This is a genomic window from Actinoalloteichus caeruleus (genome assembly GCF_049311605.1).
Lineage (GTDB): Bacteria > Actinomycetota > Actinomycetes > Mycobacteriales > Pseudonocardiaceae > Actinoalloteichus_B > Actinoalloteichus_B caeruleus.
The window spans coordinates 2713142-2727393 of record NZ_CP186005.1 but is presented as its reverse complement, the minus strand read 5'-3'; the positions used below and the strand labels follow the sequence as shown (position 1 = coordinate 2727393).

7 protein-coding genes are annotated in these 14252 nt (G+C 73.6%); 2 read left to right on the top strand and 5 right to left on the bottom strand.

Features of this window, described 5'->3' with window-relative positions:
* Position 1: 1 nt before the first annotated feature.
* A complete protein-coding gene (locus ACOJVX_RS11645; RefSeq protein WP_422647521.1) occupies positions 2-6004 on the bottom strand; it encodes a type I polyketide synthase in 6003 nt (2000 codons plus the stop codon).
* 586 nt (positions 6005-6590) lie between these two features.
* Here ACOJVX_RS11645 and ACOJVX_RS11640 point away from each other — a divergent pair.
* Entirely contained in the window at positions 6591-7562 is a 972-nt protein-coding gene (locus ACOJVX_RS11640; protein WP_030107369.1) for a DUF1702 family protein, read from the top strand.
* Positions 7563-7918: 356 nt separating this feature from the next.
* Positions 7919-8401: a helix-turn-helix transcriptional regulator gene (locus ACOJVX_RS11635; RefSeq protein WP_418153590.1), complete on the top strand. Its 483-nt coding sequence runs from the start codon at positions 7919-7921 to the stop codon at positions 8399-8401.
* 142 nt (positions 8402-8543) lie between these two features.
* Here the strand turns inward: ACOJVX_RS11635 and ACOJVX_RS11630 are convergent, their stop codons facing one another.
* Genes ACOJVX_RS11630 through ACOJVX_RS11615 form a run of 4 tightly spaced genes read right to left on the bottom strand, consistent with a single transcriptional unit; the run spans position 8544 to position 13921 of the window.
* Positions 8544-9914, bottom strand: a complete 1371-nt coding sequence (locus ACOJVX_RS11630) for a cytochrome P450 (protein WP_418153592.1) — start codon at positions 9912-9914, stop codon at positions 8544-8546.
* Complete coding sequence (locus ACOJVX_RS11625; protein WP_211237598.1) at positions 9911-10972, bottom strand: enediyne biosynthesis protein; 1062 nt, start codon at positions 10970-10972, stop codon at positions 9911-9913. The genes ACOJVX_RS11630 and ACOJVX_RS11625 overlap by 4 nt, the downstream gene beginning before the upstream one ends.
* 5 nt (positions 10973-10977) lie before the next feature.
* Positions 10978-12942 carry a CRTAC1 family protein gene (locus tag ACOJVX_RS11620; RefSeq protein ID WP_026420253.1) on the bottom strand — a complete coding sequence of 655 codons (1965 nt, stop codon included), beginning with the start codon at positions 12940-12942 and terminating at the stop codon, positions 10978-10980.
* A 4-nt stretch (positions 12943-12946) separates the two neighbouring features.
* Positions 12947-13921: a DUF1702 family protein gene (locus tag ACOJVX_RS11615; RefSeq protein WP_043509677.1), complete on the bottom strand. Its 975-nt coding sequence runs from the start codon at positions 13919-13921 to the stop codon at positions 12947-12949.
* Positions 13922-14252 lie beyond the last annotated feature (331 nt).

The window sequence follows — 14252 nt, the reverse complement described above, 5'->3', positions numbered from 1 at the left end:
GTCACCGCTCCTTCCAGGCGAGTACGGCGAAGACCACCGGGGTGGGGCGGTCGGTCACGGTCGTCATCCAGGTGGCGATCCTGATGTCCCCGGAGGCGAGGACCGCCCAGCCGTCGGGCCGGACGTGGTCCACGGTGAGGTCGACACGGGCCACCCCCGCCTTGCGGGCGCACTCCAACGCGCACCAGACCCTGGTGCTGGCCGCCGACGTCGACTCCCCGGTCTCGGCGCGGAGCAGGTCCCGGACCGGGGTCAGTGCCGGACCGAGCAGATCAGCCCACTCGGCGTCGGTGCGTTCCACGACGGGTTCGACGTCGCAGCCGGGCCGGGCGGCCGGGCCGGCGACGACGAGGGTGAGTCCCGCTCCGTGCGCGGCGGACAGTTCGGCGCCGTCGACCTCGGGCCTGCCGTCGGGCCGGTGGCGCAGCCGGGCGGGCCGTCCCAGCGCCCGGTCCGCGGCCGCCGCCGTCCCGGCGCGGCGCCGCGCGACCGCGCCGGCCCGGTCGGCCTCGCCGGGCCCGCTCTCCTCGGCTCCCGGGCGGGCGCCGGTGTCCTGGCCGGTGGGGAAGGTCCCCGCCTGGGGTTCGACGACCACCGAACGGCGGCCACCGAGGACCGGTTCCAGGGCGCGTTCGAGCTGGGGCCCGAGCAGGGCGGGCGGCCACGGACCGGCGCCGTCGCGGCGGCGCACCGCGCGCAGGGTGAGCCCGTCCCAGCGCTCCACCAACACACCAGCGGGGTCCCGCAGGCAGATGTCGTAGGTGTGGTCGTCGCCGTCCTGGTGGCGCTCGCGCGCTTCGAGGACGAGGTACTCCGGGGGGTCGTCCACCCGCGCCGCCGACCACAGTCGCTCCACTCCCCGGGGCAGCAGGGTCGCGTCGGGTACGCAGCACTGGAGGGCGTGCATCGCCGCGTCCCGGGTGCCGGGGTCGGCCATCAGCAGCGGGGCTGGGACGAAGTCGCCGAACCAGGCGGTCGAGGCGTCGACGGAGAGCTCGGCCACGACGTGCCGGGCGGCGGCTCGCCGGTAGCGCAGCAGTCGGCGGAACCTGCCCCCCTGGAACAGCAGGTTCCCGTACATCTCGGTGGCGGGGTCGACGGGCACGGCGGTGAGCAGGTGGTCGGTGGGTTCGGTCCCGGGGTCGGGGAGCTCCCGGGTGCGGGGCACCCTCAGCCTGGCCCGGAAGTGGTCGGCGCCGAACCCGGTCTCCTCGCTGCGGAGGACGACGTCGACGGTGCCGTCCTCGACGAGCAGCGCGGCCAGCCGGATGGTGGTGGAGCCGCCGGGGCGCACGACCACGGGGCGGAGGAACTCCACGTCGGTGAGCACCGGTGCGTCGGGCCGTCCGGTGAGGACGGAGGCGACCTGGCTCATCGCCTCCATGCCCATCACGGCGGGGAACAGGAGGTCACCGTCGAGGAGGTGGTCGGCGAGGTAGGGGTCGGCACCCACCGACAGCCGGGCCTCGGTGACCAGTTCGACGCCCTCGTAGTGCACGAGGACGCGTTCGACGAACCGGAGCAGCGGGGGCTCCTGGCGGGGCGTTCCAAGCGTGGGCAGCCCGGCGGTGCGGCCCGCCACCACCAGGGCGGCGGGTCCCTCGGGGTCGGCCAGGATGCCCCGGAGCGCGGCGACGCCCTCCTCGGCGGGGATCGGGGTGATGCCCTCGCGCAGCAGCGACTCGATCACACCGAGGCGTTCTCCCATGCCGGCTCCGGACCAGACCGACCATTCCAGGGCCACCGTCCGCGTGTGGGGGTGGTCCCGGTGGAAGCGGAGGGTCAGCTCGGTCAGCCAGTCGTTGGCGGTCGCGTAGTGCGCCTCGCCGCGCAGGCCGGTGCGGCCGATGATGCTGCCGAAGGTCACCAACAGCCGGAGCCGGTTGGTGTCCACGGAGGACAGCACGGCGCGCAGCCCGTCGATCTTGGGGGCGAGGGTGCGTCGGAAGTGCCCCTCGGTGAGGCCGGTGAGGGCGGTGGGTTCGTTGCGGCCGGCGCCGTGCAGGACGGCGGTCACGGGCCCGAACTCGGCTTCGGCCCGGGCGATCGCCGCGGCGACCTGGTCGGGTCGGGTGACGTCGGCGCGCTCGTACCGGTAGCGGACTCCCTCCACCCCCAGGCGTTCGAGGTTCGCGGCCAGTTCGGGGTCCTCGCCCGGGTCGGAGCGGCCGAGGAGGAGGGCGGCCGCGCCGGTGTCGCGGGTGATCGCCAACGCGCACTCCGCCGTGATCCCCTTGCCACCGCCGGTGACGACCAGCACGTCGGTGGCGTCCAGTGGTGCGGTCGTGGTCGCGGTGGGGGCGGTGGGGACGCGGGCGGTGAGGACGGGGACGGTGCGCACACCGTGGGCGTCGTAGCGGACCTCGGTGTAGGCGGTCGTCGCGGCGACCTCGCCGACGACGCGGTCCACCGTCCGGGCCAGGTCGTGCGGGTCGTCGGGTTCGACGTCGGGCAGCTCCACGACGGTGGTGGGAGTCCGAGCCTCGAGGTGGACGGTCTTGGCCAGGCCCGACGCTCCCAGGTCGCGCTGCACCACGACGAATCGGGTGCCGGGCGCGGCGGTCGCGGCGGCGCGCCCGGCCGCCAGGATGCGGCCCACCTGGTCCTCGCCGCCCTCGCCGGGGAGGGCCAGCAGGACGCCGTCGCCCAGCCCGGCGGCAGACAGGGCGGCGCGCAGCGGCTCGGCGAGGCGGTGGCCGGGCGGGGCGTGCACCGCCCAGTTCGTGGCGGTGGGAGCGGCGGGTGGGGCGGGCGCCGCCGGTCTCGGTTCAGGGACGTGCCGCAGCGCGAAGGCGCGCACCCAGGGGCCGACGCCGGCGGCTTCCCCCGTCTGGTGGTCGTCGTCGCGGCTGGTGGCCGCCAGGTCGTCGATGAGGTCGGCCAGTTCCCCGAGTCGGACGGTGGCGAAGTTGGGGGTGGCGGCCAGCGGTGGGCGCCGCAGTTCCCGGACGGCCTCGTTCACGATCTGCCCGACCGTGATCGAGCTGAGGTGCAGGTCGTCCAGCGGGTGGGTGGCCGCGTCGATCGTGTCCGGGGGCAGTTCGGCTCGGTCGGCGGCCAGCCGGCGCAGGACCTCCAGGGTGGGGGCGTCCGCCTGGCTGGGGACGTCCGCCGGGGTCGCGGTCGACGCGGTGGTGGTGGGGGCGGGTTCCGGCGCCACGGCTGGTGGGGGCCCGCCCGGTGACGGGCTGGCCGTCGTGCCGACCAGGCCGGTGTCGAGGTCGGGGGCGGTCTCGCAGGGGTTGGCCAGGAACGTCATCGACCCGTCGCGCGGTATCGGCCGGATGACCCGGTCCTCGAACAGGGCGGCCGCGCGCACGTCGACGCCCAGCGCGAAGGCGGCGGCGACCACGGAGAGCAGCGGGGCCAGGGAGGGGCTGTCGGTGTCGACGGCGAGCGCGGGGACCTCGGGGGCGATGTCGCCCAGCAGCCGGGTCAGCACCCGACCCGGGCCGACCTCGACGACCAGGTCCGCGCCCTGGGCTGCGGTGGCGGCCGCGCGGTCGAAGCGGACGGGGTGGGTGATCTGGTCCCGCAGCAGGTCACGCGGGTCGACGTCGCGGTCCAGTTCCTCGCCCGTCACGGAGGAGATGACGCGTCGGTGTGGTGGTGCGAAGTCGACGGTGGCGAGGTGGTCGGTCATGGCCTCGGCGGCGGGCGCGACCAGTGGGGAGTGGAAGGCGTGGGACACGGCGAGGCGGGTGGCGTCGATCCCGGCGGCGCGGGCGGCGTCGCACACCCGGTCCACGGCCGGGGCCGGCCCGGAGATGACGGTCTGCCGGGGACCGTTGTAGCCGGCGATCACCACGTCCCTGGCCTCGGCAGCCGCGTGCGGGTCGGTCGCCTCGTCCGTGGCGAGTCGGATGAGGCGACCGACCTCGGCGGGGCCGGCGGTGAGTCCGGCCATCCCGCCGCCGCCTCGGCTGGCGGCGGCCATCACCCGGCCCCGTGCCGAGGCCAGCGCGCTGACCTGGTGGTCGTCGAGCGCCCCGGCCCAGTGCAGCGCGGTCAGCTCGCCGAGGCTGTGCCCCACGGCGGTGTCGGCGTCGACGCCGAGCGCCCGGAGCACGGTGAGTGCGGCGAGCGAGCCGGCGACGATGCGGGGTTGGGCGTTCTCGGTGGCCGTCGCGTCCAGCTCCCCGGCGTCGCCCGTGCGTTCCCGCGCCGTCTCGAACGGGGTCCGGGCGGCGGGGAAGCGGCGGCGCAGCGCTCCGGCGGCCGCCCGGCCCGATCCCTGGCCGGGGAACAGGTACACGATGTGCGGGGTGTTGCCCCGGTCGGCCAGGAACACCCCCTCCGCCGGTGACAGGAAGGGCACCTCGTCCCCGTCCAGCGCGGTGAGCAGGCGTTCCAGCCGACGGGCCGCCTCCTCCGGGGTGCCGGCGACGATCGCGGCCCGGGTTGGCCGGCCGGCGAGTTCGTCGGCCAGGACTGCGGCGAGGTCGGCCAGCTCGGCGTAGGCGAGCCGGTGGACGATCGTCACCAGCTCCGCGACCCGGGACCGCAACGAGGCCCGGTCCTCGGCGTCGAGCAGCAGCAGTTCGGCGTCCTGCCGGGAGGCCACGGCGGAACGGGTGCGGTCGTCGAGGGTGTGGCGTCGGGTGACTCCCGGGGGCTGGTCGACGGCGATGTGGGTGTTGATGCCGCCGAAGCCCATCGCGGAGACCCCGGTGCGGACGGGCTGGTCGACCGGCCAGGGCTCCGCCTGGTCGGGGACGTAGACGGCGGCGTCGGGGGCGCGGAGGCCCGGGTGCGGTGCGTGGTGGCCGGTGGCGGGCGGGATGACCTGGTGGTGCACCGCGAGGACGGCCTTGATGAGACCGGCGACCCCGGCGGCGGCCTTGGTGTGCCCGATGTTGGCCTTGACGCTGCTCAGCGCGGCGGGTCTCGCCTCGGGGGCGGCCTCCCGCCGCGCCGAGGACAGCGCGTCGATCTCGGTGGCGTCGCCCAACGCGGTGCCGGTCCCGTGCCCCTCGAAGTAGGAGACGGTTCCGAGGCCGTAGCCGGCGCGGTCGTAGGCCCGGGTGAGGGCCCGCCGGTGTCCGGTGGCCTCGGGGCGGGTGATGCCGCCCCGCCCGTCGGAGGAGATCCCCCACCCGGCGAGGGTGGCGTAGATCCGCCGGCCCTCGGCCAGCGCGTCGGCCTCCCGCATGAGGACGAGGAGACCGCAGCCCTCCCCCGGCCAGAACCCGTTGGAGTCGCGGTCGTAGACCTTCATCTCCGAGGTGGCCAGCGCCCCGGTCTTGGCGAATCCGATCACCTCGAACGGGTCGATGGACAGGTCGACGCCGCCGGCGAGGGCCACGTCGAGGTCGCCCTCGGCCAGTGCGGTGGCGGCGGTGGCCACCGACAGCAGGGAGGACGAGCAGGCGCCGTCGACGGTGTAGCCGCCGCCGCCGAGGTCGAAGTGGTTGCAGATCCGGCCGGCGATGGTGTTGGAGAGGCCGCCGGCGAGGGAGTCCTCGTCGACCGGGGGGAAGGGGGCCTTGTACCGGGGTTCGAGGTCGAGCAGGAACCGGGAGATCTCCTGGTCGTCCCAGCCCCGGTCGGTGAGGGCGGCGGCGAGGGTGCGCCGGACGTAGGGCCAGCGCAGCCGCATCATGCCGGCGCGGGTGAACTCCCCGGTGAGGCTGTTGCCGATCACCACCCCGGTGGTGGCGGAGGGCAGTCCGGCGCCGTCGGGGTATCCGGCGTCACGGAGGGCGTGGGTGGCGACGTCCAGCGCCAACCAGTGGGTGAGGTCGGTGACCCGGTAGGTGCTGCCGGCGACCTTGTGGGCGACCCGGTCGAACTCGAAGTCGCGGAGGACCGCGGCCTTGGTGGCGTAGAAGCGGTCCGGTGCCGCCGGGTCCGGTGACCAGTAGTCCGCGCGGTTCATGCGTTCGTCCGGCAGCGGGCGGAAGGCCCGCCGGCCGGCGAGTACGTTCGCCCACAGGTCGTCCGGGGATTCGGCGTCCGGGTAGCGGAGGCCTATTCCGACGACTGCGATTCGCGCGCTGTTCATACACCCCACCGTCTCTGGATTCTCGGGCGACGGACTTCTCGCCGTGGTGGCGGGTCCGCCGTCGACCGCCGCCGGGCCGGTTCCGCGTGCCCGTGCACCCGACGTGCTCGCGCTGTCTCGCTCGTTGGAAATGGACAGCGGTGGTCATCCGGTTCGGGGCGGTGGTATTCGCACCCGTTCCGAGCCGATCGTCCGTCACGACCGTGTTCGGTGTCTTCTCTGACGGTGCGCGGTGTTCCTCGGTGGTTTCGGTCGCGGGTCGTCCGCCGGTTTTCCTCGGCCGTGGGGAACGCGGAATCGGGGGTGCTGGCGGAATGGTGCGCGGGGTGTGGCGGTTCCGGGGTGGCGGGATCGCGGAGCCGGTGCGGCGGGTGGGGCGCAGGTTGGGAGAGGACACGGGCGGGGCGCGAGGTGCAGGCTGGTCGGGGTCGGCGGAGCGGGGCCAGCGGCCCAACGCCGCTCCGCCGCCGGGTGCCCCACGCGGCGGGTGGGGCGTGTCCGCCCGCCCGTGGTCCACCGTCCACCGTCCACCGTCGAGTCCGACCGCGCGGCGTCGCGTCGCCGGGTCCGCTAGGGGGTTGTCACGATGCCGACGTTCCTGGGCTCACTGCGTCGCCTGGTACTGGCGCCGTCGCTGGCCGATGTCTCCTTCGACGGCCGGGGTTTCCCCGGTCCACGCACGCCGGACACCCCCGCTCTGGAGGCGATCCCCCAGGCGGTGGTGTGCGGGTTCGAGTGGGGGATCGACGCGCGCGGCGTGGGGGAGGTGGAACGTCGTCTGCGGCTGGTGGAGCCGGCGATGCGCGGGTTCGCGGTGGAGGGCGCCACGATGGCGTTCACCGTGCTGGACGCGATGAGCGGTGGTGTCCGCACCCGGGACCTGTTGCGCGGTGAGGGGGCGCCGCACCTGTTCCTCGCCTACATCGGCATCGGGTTCGCGATGGCCCGCCTGCCGCGCGTCCTGTGGCGGCGGGTGCTCCCGGACCTGGCGGGCACCTCCCCGTACCACCCCACGATGAGCTGGTTGGCCGTCGACGGGTACGGCTTCGACCTGGCCTACTTCCGGACCCGCCACTGGGTGGGGGGTCAACGGGTGCCCGCCGCCTACGCGTGGCAGGGCGACTCCGGGTACTTCCCCCGGGCCGCCGACCAGGGTGTCGGTCGGGCGTTGTGGTTCGTCCACGGTGCCCGGGTCGACGATGTCGCGGACGCGGTGGAGCGGTTCCCCGAGCGGCGGCGCGGCGACCTGTGGTCGGGCGTCGGCCTGGCGGCGGCCTTCGCGGGCGGGGGGACGGCGGAGGCGACCTCGGCGTTGCGGCGCCGTGCGGGCGGGTACCGCGCCGAGCTGGGACTGGGCGCGGTGTTCGCGGCGTCGGCGCGGAACCTCGCCGACCACGTGCCCGAGCACACCGCCCGGGTCGTCGAGGGCCTGGCGGGGTTGACGGTTCCCGAGGCGGTGCGCCTGGCGGAGTCGACGTCGACCCACACCTCGGACGGGGACGTGCCGCCGTACGAGGTGTGGCGGGGGCGGATCCGGCACGCGCTGGGCGGTTCGTGAGCCCTCCGGCGTCGGTCCGCCGCGTCGACCGGGGTGGGGTGGGGTGCCGGGGAGTGGGCGGGCGAGGGTTGCCCACCGCCCGGCGTCTCCCGCCTTTCCGGGGCGGGGAATATCGGTTGCTCCTGCCAGCGCGGCGCTGGTAGCGTCGAATTCACGTGCCGCGAAGGGAGTTTCACGGCGGTGGCCTCCTGAGCTGGCAGCGTCGAGACCTGTCGTCGTTTCCTGACCCACCGCCTCCACGGAGGCGAACCACCGTGCCACGCGGCGAATCCCCTTCGGACACCACCTGCCCGGTTTCCGGCGGCCCTGGGATCGGTCGCGCGTCGAATTCCGGTGGGAGCACCACCGGCCGCGCGGTGGGCGGCATTGACCAAGCGGTGTGGCAGGCGATCGATCGCATCCTGGACAACGTGGGCGAGATGGTGACCGTCGAGGACCTGGCCCGCGCCGCCAGGTACAGCAAGTTCCATTTCTCGCGCGCTTTCCAACGGGTCACCGGGATCTCGCCGGGCCGTTTTCTCGCCGCGGTCCGAATCCAGGAGGCGAAACGACTTCTGGGCACGACGTCGTTGTCGGTCGCCGAGATCAGCCACCGCGTCGGCTATGCCAGTGTGGGAGCTTTCGGGTCGAGGTTCGCCAGCACGGTCGGGGTGTCCCCCACGACCTTCCGGCGGATGGTGGGCCGGGTGTCCCACCTCACGGGCGCTGGCGTGTCCCGCGCGGTGGCGTCCGCTGCCCCGCCCCGGGTCGGGCCGCGCGTGGAGCGTCGGCGGGCCGAGGAGCGGGTGGGCCGGCGGTCCCGGGGGAAGGATCTGTCGATCCCGCGACCGGGGTCGTGAGGGGCGCGGGTGGCTGGCGCACCCGGCCGGGCGGCGCGGCGCCGGCCCGCCCGGTTCGGGCGGTGGCCCGAGGTGGCGCGACTGGCGGCGGGTCCCGGCCCGGCCGAGGACGCCCCGGCCGGGCCTGGCCGGGGCGTTGGGGTCACTCGGCTCGGTGCACCGTCATCGCCAGGCCGCCGCGCACCCGCAACGACAGCATCGGTTCGGGGACGACCGTCCGTCCCGGGACCCCGGTGAGCCGCAGCTCCCGCATGAGCACGGCGAGGACGAAGACCGCCTCGAGCATGCCGAGGTTGCTGCCCACGCAGAAGCGGGGTCCCGCGCCGAAGGGCAGGTAGGCGTACCGCGGGCGGCCCTCCAGCTGGTCGGGGGCGAACCGTTCCGGGTCGAAGCGGTCCGGGTCCGGCCACCACGCGGGGTGCCGGTGCAGGGTGTACGGGCAGATGAGCACGTCGGACCCCTCGGGCACGTGGTATCCCCCGACCTCGTCGTCCTCCTGGGCGATCCGGGGCAGGATCCACACCGGCGGGTAGAGGCGCATGGCCTCCTTGACGACCATCTGGGTGTAGGTGAGGCGGGTCAGGTCCTCGTGCCGGGGTGCCCGGTCGCCGAGCACCGCCCGGGCCTCCGCCCGCAGCCGCTCCGCGACCGGGGGGTGCCGGTCGATCAGGTGCAGGCTCCAGCCCAACGTGCTCGCGGTCGTCTCGTGGCCGGCCAACAGCAGGGTGACGAGTTCGTCCCGCATCCGGGTCGCGCCGACCCGGGGATCGGGTTCGCGCCGGGTCGACTCGATGAGCCGGCTCAGGACGTCGTCGTCGGGGACCCCCTGGCGTCGGGGGCCTCGGGCGTCGCGGTCTGCGACCAGGCGGTCGACGATCCGCCGCAGCTCGGCGCGGGCGCGCCGGAACCGCTGTTGCCTGGGCAGCGGCGCCCACGTCGGCACGGTGCCCATCGTGACCATCTCGAACATCGCCTGGTCCTGGACGGCTTCGAAGGCGTGTCCCACCGTGTCGAAGGCGTTGAGGTCGACGTCGAGCAGGGTGCGACCGAGCACCCCGAGGGTCATGGTGTTCAGCTCGGCGACGAGGTCCACCGCCGGGCCGCCGACGCGGGCGCGGAGCCGGTCGACGAGGGTGGTGGCCTCCTCGGCCACCACCGGTGCCAGCCCGGTGATGCGGCGTTGCTGGAAGACGGGTTGGATCGTCCTGCGCTGGGTGCGCCACAGCTCGCCCTCGCTGGTGAGCAGGCCGTCACCCAGGGCGCGGCGGGCCTGCACGAGACCGATGCCCTTGTGGTAGTTGCCGGCGTTGTCGGCCAGGACGTGCTTGGCGTGGTCGGGGTGGTTGAAGAAGTACAGGGCCTTGGGGCCGATCGCCAGGCGGGAGGCGTCCCCGAAGCGGGCCGCCGCCGTGGACATCAGTCCGAGGCGGTCGGCGGCCAGCTTCCGGAGCATCGAGGGCGTCTCCCACCGGGACGGCCCGGGCGGCGTGCGCCGCCCGTGGTCGGTGGTCATCCTCGGCGCACCTCACTCGCCGTCCCGGGCGGCCCGTCGGCGCTGGGGGCCGCGCCCTCGGTGGAGGGCCCGGTGCCCTCCTGGCGCTCGGCGGGGGCGGGTGCCGCGCCCCCCGCGGGTTCGGCGGGTGTCGCCGCCCGGCGGGACGCCTCGAACTGGGCGCGGGACCGTTCGCTGTGGTGCAGGCCCCACAGGAAGGCCCCGCGCACCAGGCACACGATGGCGGTGGCGAAGAAGATCCCGTAGGCGATGTGCATGGCGGTCAGGACGCCGTAGGCCGCGGCGACGCCACCGCCGAAGGCGACCTGCGCCCAGGGCCGCGACGGGGTCGTGCCCGGGTCGGTGATCATGTAGTTGGTGAACAGGATGAACGCGACGCCGGTCATCGTCGCGAGCCCGCCGGGGATCGAGGTGCCCTCCAGCAGGCCCCGGATCACGGCCTGGAGCGCGAACCCGCCGACCCAGCCGGCGATCAACCACATCCGCCCGGTCAGCTTCGCGTTGATCATGGTCCCGCCGAGGACGATCAACGCGGGGATGAGCCAGTCCACCCATCCGGTGACGTGTTCGGTGAAGTGGTAGGGCGGCGCGATGCTGGCCCAGGGGAACAGCAACAGGATCACGGTGATCCCGAAGTTGGACGGGTTCATGTAGTGGCGGAGCCTGCCCCGGACCGGCGCCCGCAACACCCACTTGGTGCCCACGGCGACCAGGACGCCGAACATCATCACGAAGACCTGGTCGTTGACGTAGATGAGCATGTTCAGGGCCAGGCTGGTGATGTGCGCCGGGTAGAGGAACTCCACCACGCCCCGGACCCCGCCGCCGAGGTACCGGGGTGCCCGGCCCTCGGAGTGCGCGGCGATGCGTTCCAGCACGAGTTCCACGGTGTAGCCGGTGGCCAGCGCGATGAACGGCCACAGCCAGGGTTGTTCGAAACCGAGCACGGTGTAGCCGAGGATGTTGAAGACCGTGATCGAGATGGCGAACCGGCGCAGCGCCGTGGTGACCTTGTTGTCGTGACGCGGCGGGGCCGCTGTCGTCGTCTTCTCCGCCATGTCCCTCAGTCCTCCCGCACGGTGGCGCCGAGCCTCAGCGTGTGCTGGCCGGTGTCGAGTCGCAGCTGCTCTTCCCGGACCGTGCCGCCCCGGTCGCGCCAGGCGATCTCGACGTCCAGCGGGGACGCGACGCCGTGACCCAGTCCGATGTGCACCTCGTGGCTGCGTTTGCCGGCGTGGCCGCTGCCGCCGTCGACCCGCGACACGAACCGGCGCCCGTCGGCCCTGGTGACGGTCACCTGGGCACCGACCACGGGCGAGCCGGGCGCGGCGAGCTCGCCGGGGGCCGGTTCCTCGTCGTGGACCAGCCGCAGGTTCAGGTAGTCGCCCGGGTTCGGGGCGGTGTTGCGGTAGAACAGCGGTTCGTCCCACTGCCGGGCGATGGCGAAGTCGAGCGTGCCGTCGCCGTTGGAGTCGCCGGTGGCGATCCCCCGGGTCGGAACGGGCACGGCGAGCCCGAGTTCCCGGGAGAGATCGACGTAGCGGCCGTGGTCGCCCTTGGCGAAGAAGGCCATGTGCTGGTCGCCGCCGATGTCGTCGCCCTCGCTGATCCTCGGCCAGGCCTTCGGGTTGCTGAGCAGGGTGTCGTTGGCCGCGGCCAGTTCCTGGAGCTGCGGCCAGCGGTTGGTCTTGCCCTTCACGAATCCGGTGGCCTGGGCGACCACGAGATCGCCGCTGTTGTTGAAGTCGGCCATCTTGGCGTCCCAGCCCCAACCCGACCAGGCGAGGTGGAGCTGCGCGCTGCGGTCGGTCCAGGGCGCGTTCCCCTCCTGGAGCCGTTCTCGCACCTCGTCCTTGTCCTCGGCGTCGCTGATGAACGCGAAGTGGCTTTCCTGGATGCCGAAGGAGGTGGTGATGTTGCTGACGAACATGTCGTACATGCCGTCGCCGTCGAGGTCCCCGAAGTCGACGCCCATGCCCTTGAACGAGTCCATGCCGATGACCTTGGACTTGGGGATCATCGCCTTGCGGTCGCCCTCGACGACGCTGAACCTGATCTCCCCGGGCACCGACCGGTTGTGGAGCAGGCGGTCGGGGCCGAAGTCGTTGCCGACGTAGAGTTCCGGCAGCAGGTCCCCGTCCATGTCGTTGGCGCCGGAGGCCAACGCCCAGCCGGTGCGGGCGTCGTCGTCGGGCACCACGTCGCTGACCAGCTCGAAGGTGACGGAGTGCTCGTCCTCGTCGGTCAGCCCGGTCCACCGCAGGAAGTAGTCCTCGCCTCCGTTGAACGCCCGGGACATCGAGTAGTTCATCTCCACTCCCCCGCTGACCGAGTCGTCGAGGACCGGGCCGTGGGGGAAGTAGTTGCCGACGAAGATGTCGAGGTGGCCGTCTCCGTCGAAGTCGTCCACGGCGACGGTGTTGGTGTTCCACTGCGGACCGTCGTACTCGCCGCCGGTGGCACCGGGGACCACCTCGGTGGCCCGGTAGGTCTCCGGGCCGAACGACGAGGCGCCGGGGTCGGCCAGGTACAGGATCGGCGTCCGCCCCCAGTAGTAGACGAGCAGGTCGAGCCGTCCGTCCTCGTCGAAGTCCCCTGGCACGCAGCCCATCGGGGCCATCACGTCGTTCATCGGGAGGTCGCCGGGGTCCAGGACGAAGGCGTCGTAGCGGTCCGACCCCTCGCCCGGTGTCGGGGTCACCACGACCTCGTCGAACCGGGGGTCGGTCAGGCACAGGTCGTTCGCCAGGCCGTCGCCGTCGAGGTCGTTCATGGCGATGGACGCGCCCACCGAGGAGATCCAGGCGTCGATGTGGCTGTAGTCCTGGTTGACCGAGCGGATCGTCCGTCGCGGGAGCCCGCTGGGCAACTCGATGGACATCGGCTCGAACCCGTACTCGGCGGCCATCGCCTCGACCTCCTCCGCGGAGGAGGTGGGCAGTCGCACGGCGAGGAACGTACCGGCGATGAGCACCACGGCGGTCACGCCGGCGAGCTGCCTGCGTATCCAGCCAGCTGTCGTGAACATGTCGTCAGGACCTCCCATGAGAGACGAACTCGTCGGCGATGCGGCGTCGCCAGACCTCGAAGGCGGGCACGCCCCCGGGCCCCGTGGCCGTGGGGTCGGGACGTGCGGAACGGGACACCAGGGCGGCGGCCTCGGCATCGAGCCCGCAGAACACGTGGGTGGCGACCGAGGTGTGGGGCACGACGAGCCCGGCGCGCACGCGGGCCTCCGCCGCGAAGGACGAGCCCTGCGCGACGTCCGGGCGGTGCGGCCCGGCCCGGTCGGCGAGCCGGCGGAGCTCGTCCTCGTCCGCCCCGCCGAGGTAGGTGGCGGCCAGCCCCACCCCGCTGTACAGGTCCCCCCGCCGGCTGGCCGGGTAGGTGTCGACCAGGTCCGCGGCCCGTTGGGCCTCGGTTCCGGCGACGAACCACAGGGCCCGGCCGATGCCCTGGTCGATGGCCCGCTGGGCGTAGTCGGAGTCGAAGGGGGCGGGTAGCACCGGTTCGAGGTACCGCTCGGCCACGTAGCGGCGGGTGTGGAAGTAGGCCTGGTGGAAGCCGTAGCCGTCCAGCGCCAGCCACCGCAGGAGCGGGTCGGGCAGGTGCAACCTCGACCACCGGAAGCGGGGGACGCGGGCCATCGCCCACCCCACCCCGATGTAGGCCATGTAGACGTGGGCGTCGCCCCGCCCGGCGAGGAGGTCGGGGACGCGGCGGCCACTGGTGAGCGGCAGGGCGTCCAGGACCGCGCACCCCATCGCGGCTCCCTCGTACCCAAATCCCCGGAAGGAGCGGGGCAGTCCTTCCAACCGGTCCTCGGCGTCGCTCACCGCCCGGGCCTCGGCCGCGTAGGAGTACGCGGTGAGGAAGGTGCGGCCGACGGTTTCGATCAGGTCCCTGGCCTCCGTGCTCTTCTCGTGGAATCCGCGCGTCGACACCTCGGTCGCCGCCATTCCCGGAGTCAGCACGAGACTCCTGATCCTTCGGATGAGCCGAACCACCGCACTTCCCTTCCACGAATTCCACGGATCGGGCGGTGAACCTGGCGCCCGGAGAAGACCATCACAGACGGCACCAGGCCGAACCACTCCTCACGTGCGGAAACGTCCGGCGTTCTGGCCTTCGCCCTTCGCGGGTCGACGCGCCGAGCACGCCGTGAGATGCGCGGAGCGCCGGTCCGATCGGAGCATCGTGCCACCGAGGACGCGAATATCCGGGCTGGTGAGCGGATTCGCCGGCAGCGGACGGGAACTCGTTTCCGGCGATTCCGGCCGTTCCGGAAGGACGCGGGATCGGACGTTCTCGCGCGCGCCGGTCGGGCGAGCCGGGTCG

What these genes read in the sequence shown, in the direction of transcription:
- ACOJVX_RS11620 (WP_026420253.1), bottom strand. Translation starts at nt 12,942, where the DNA reads ATGTTCACGACAGCTGGCTGGATACGCAGGCAGCTCGCCGGCGTGACC.
- ACOJVX_RS11625 (WP_211237598.1), bottom strand. Translation starts at nt 10,972, where the DNA reads ATGGCGGAGAAGACGACGACAGCGGCCCCGCCGCGTCACGACAACAAG.
- ACOJVX_RS11645 (WP_422647521.1), bottom strand. Translation starts at nt 6,004, where the DNA reads ATGAACAGCGCGCGAATCGCAGTCGTCGGAATAGGCCTCCGCTACCCG.
- ACOJVX_RS11630 (WP_418153592.1), bottom strand. Translation starts at nt 9,914, where the DNA reads ATGACCACCGACCACGGGCGGCGCACGCCGCCCGGGCCGTCCCGGTGG.
- ACOJVX_RS11640 (WP_030107369.1), top strand. Translation starts at nt 6,591, where the DNA reads ATGCCGACGTTCCTGGGCTCACTGCGTCGCCTGGTACTGGCGCCGTCG.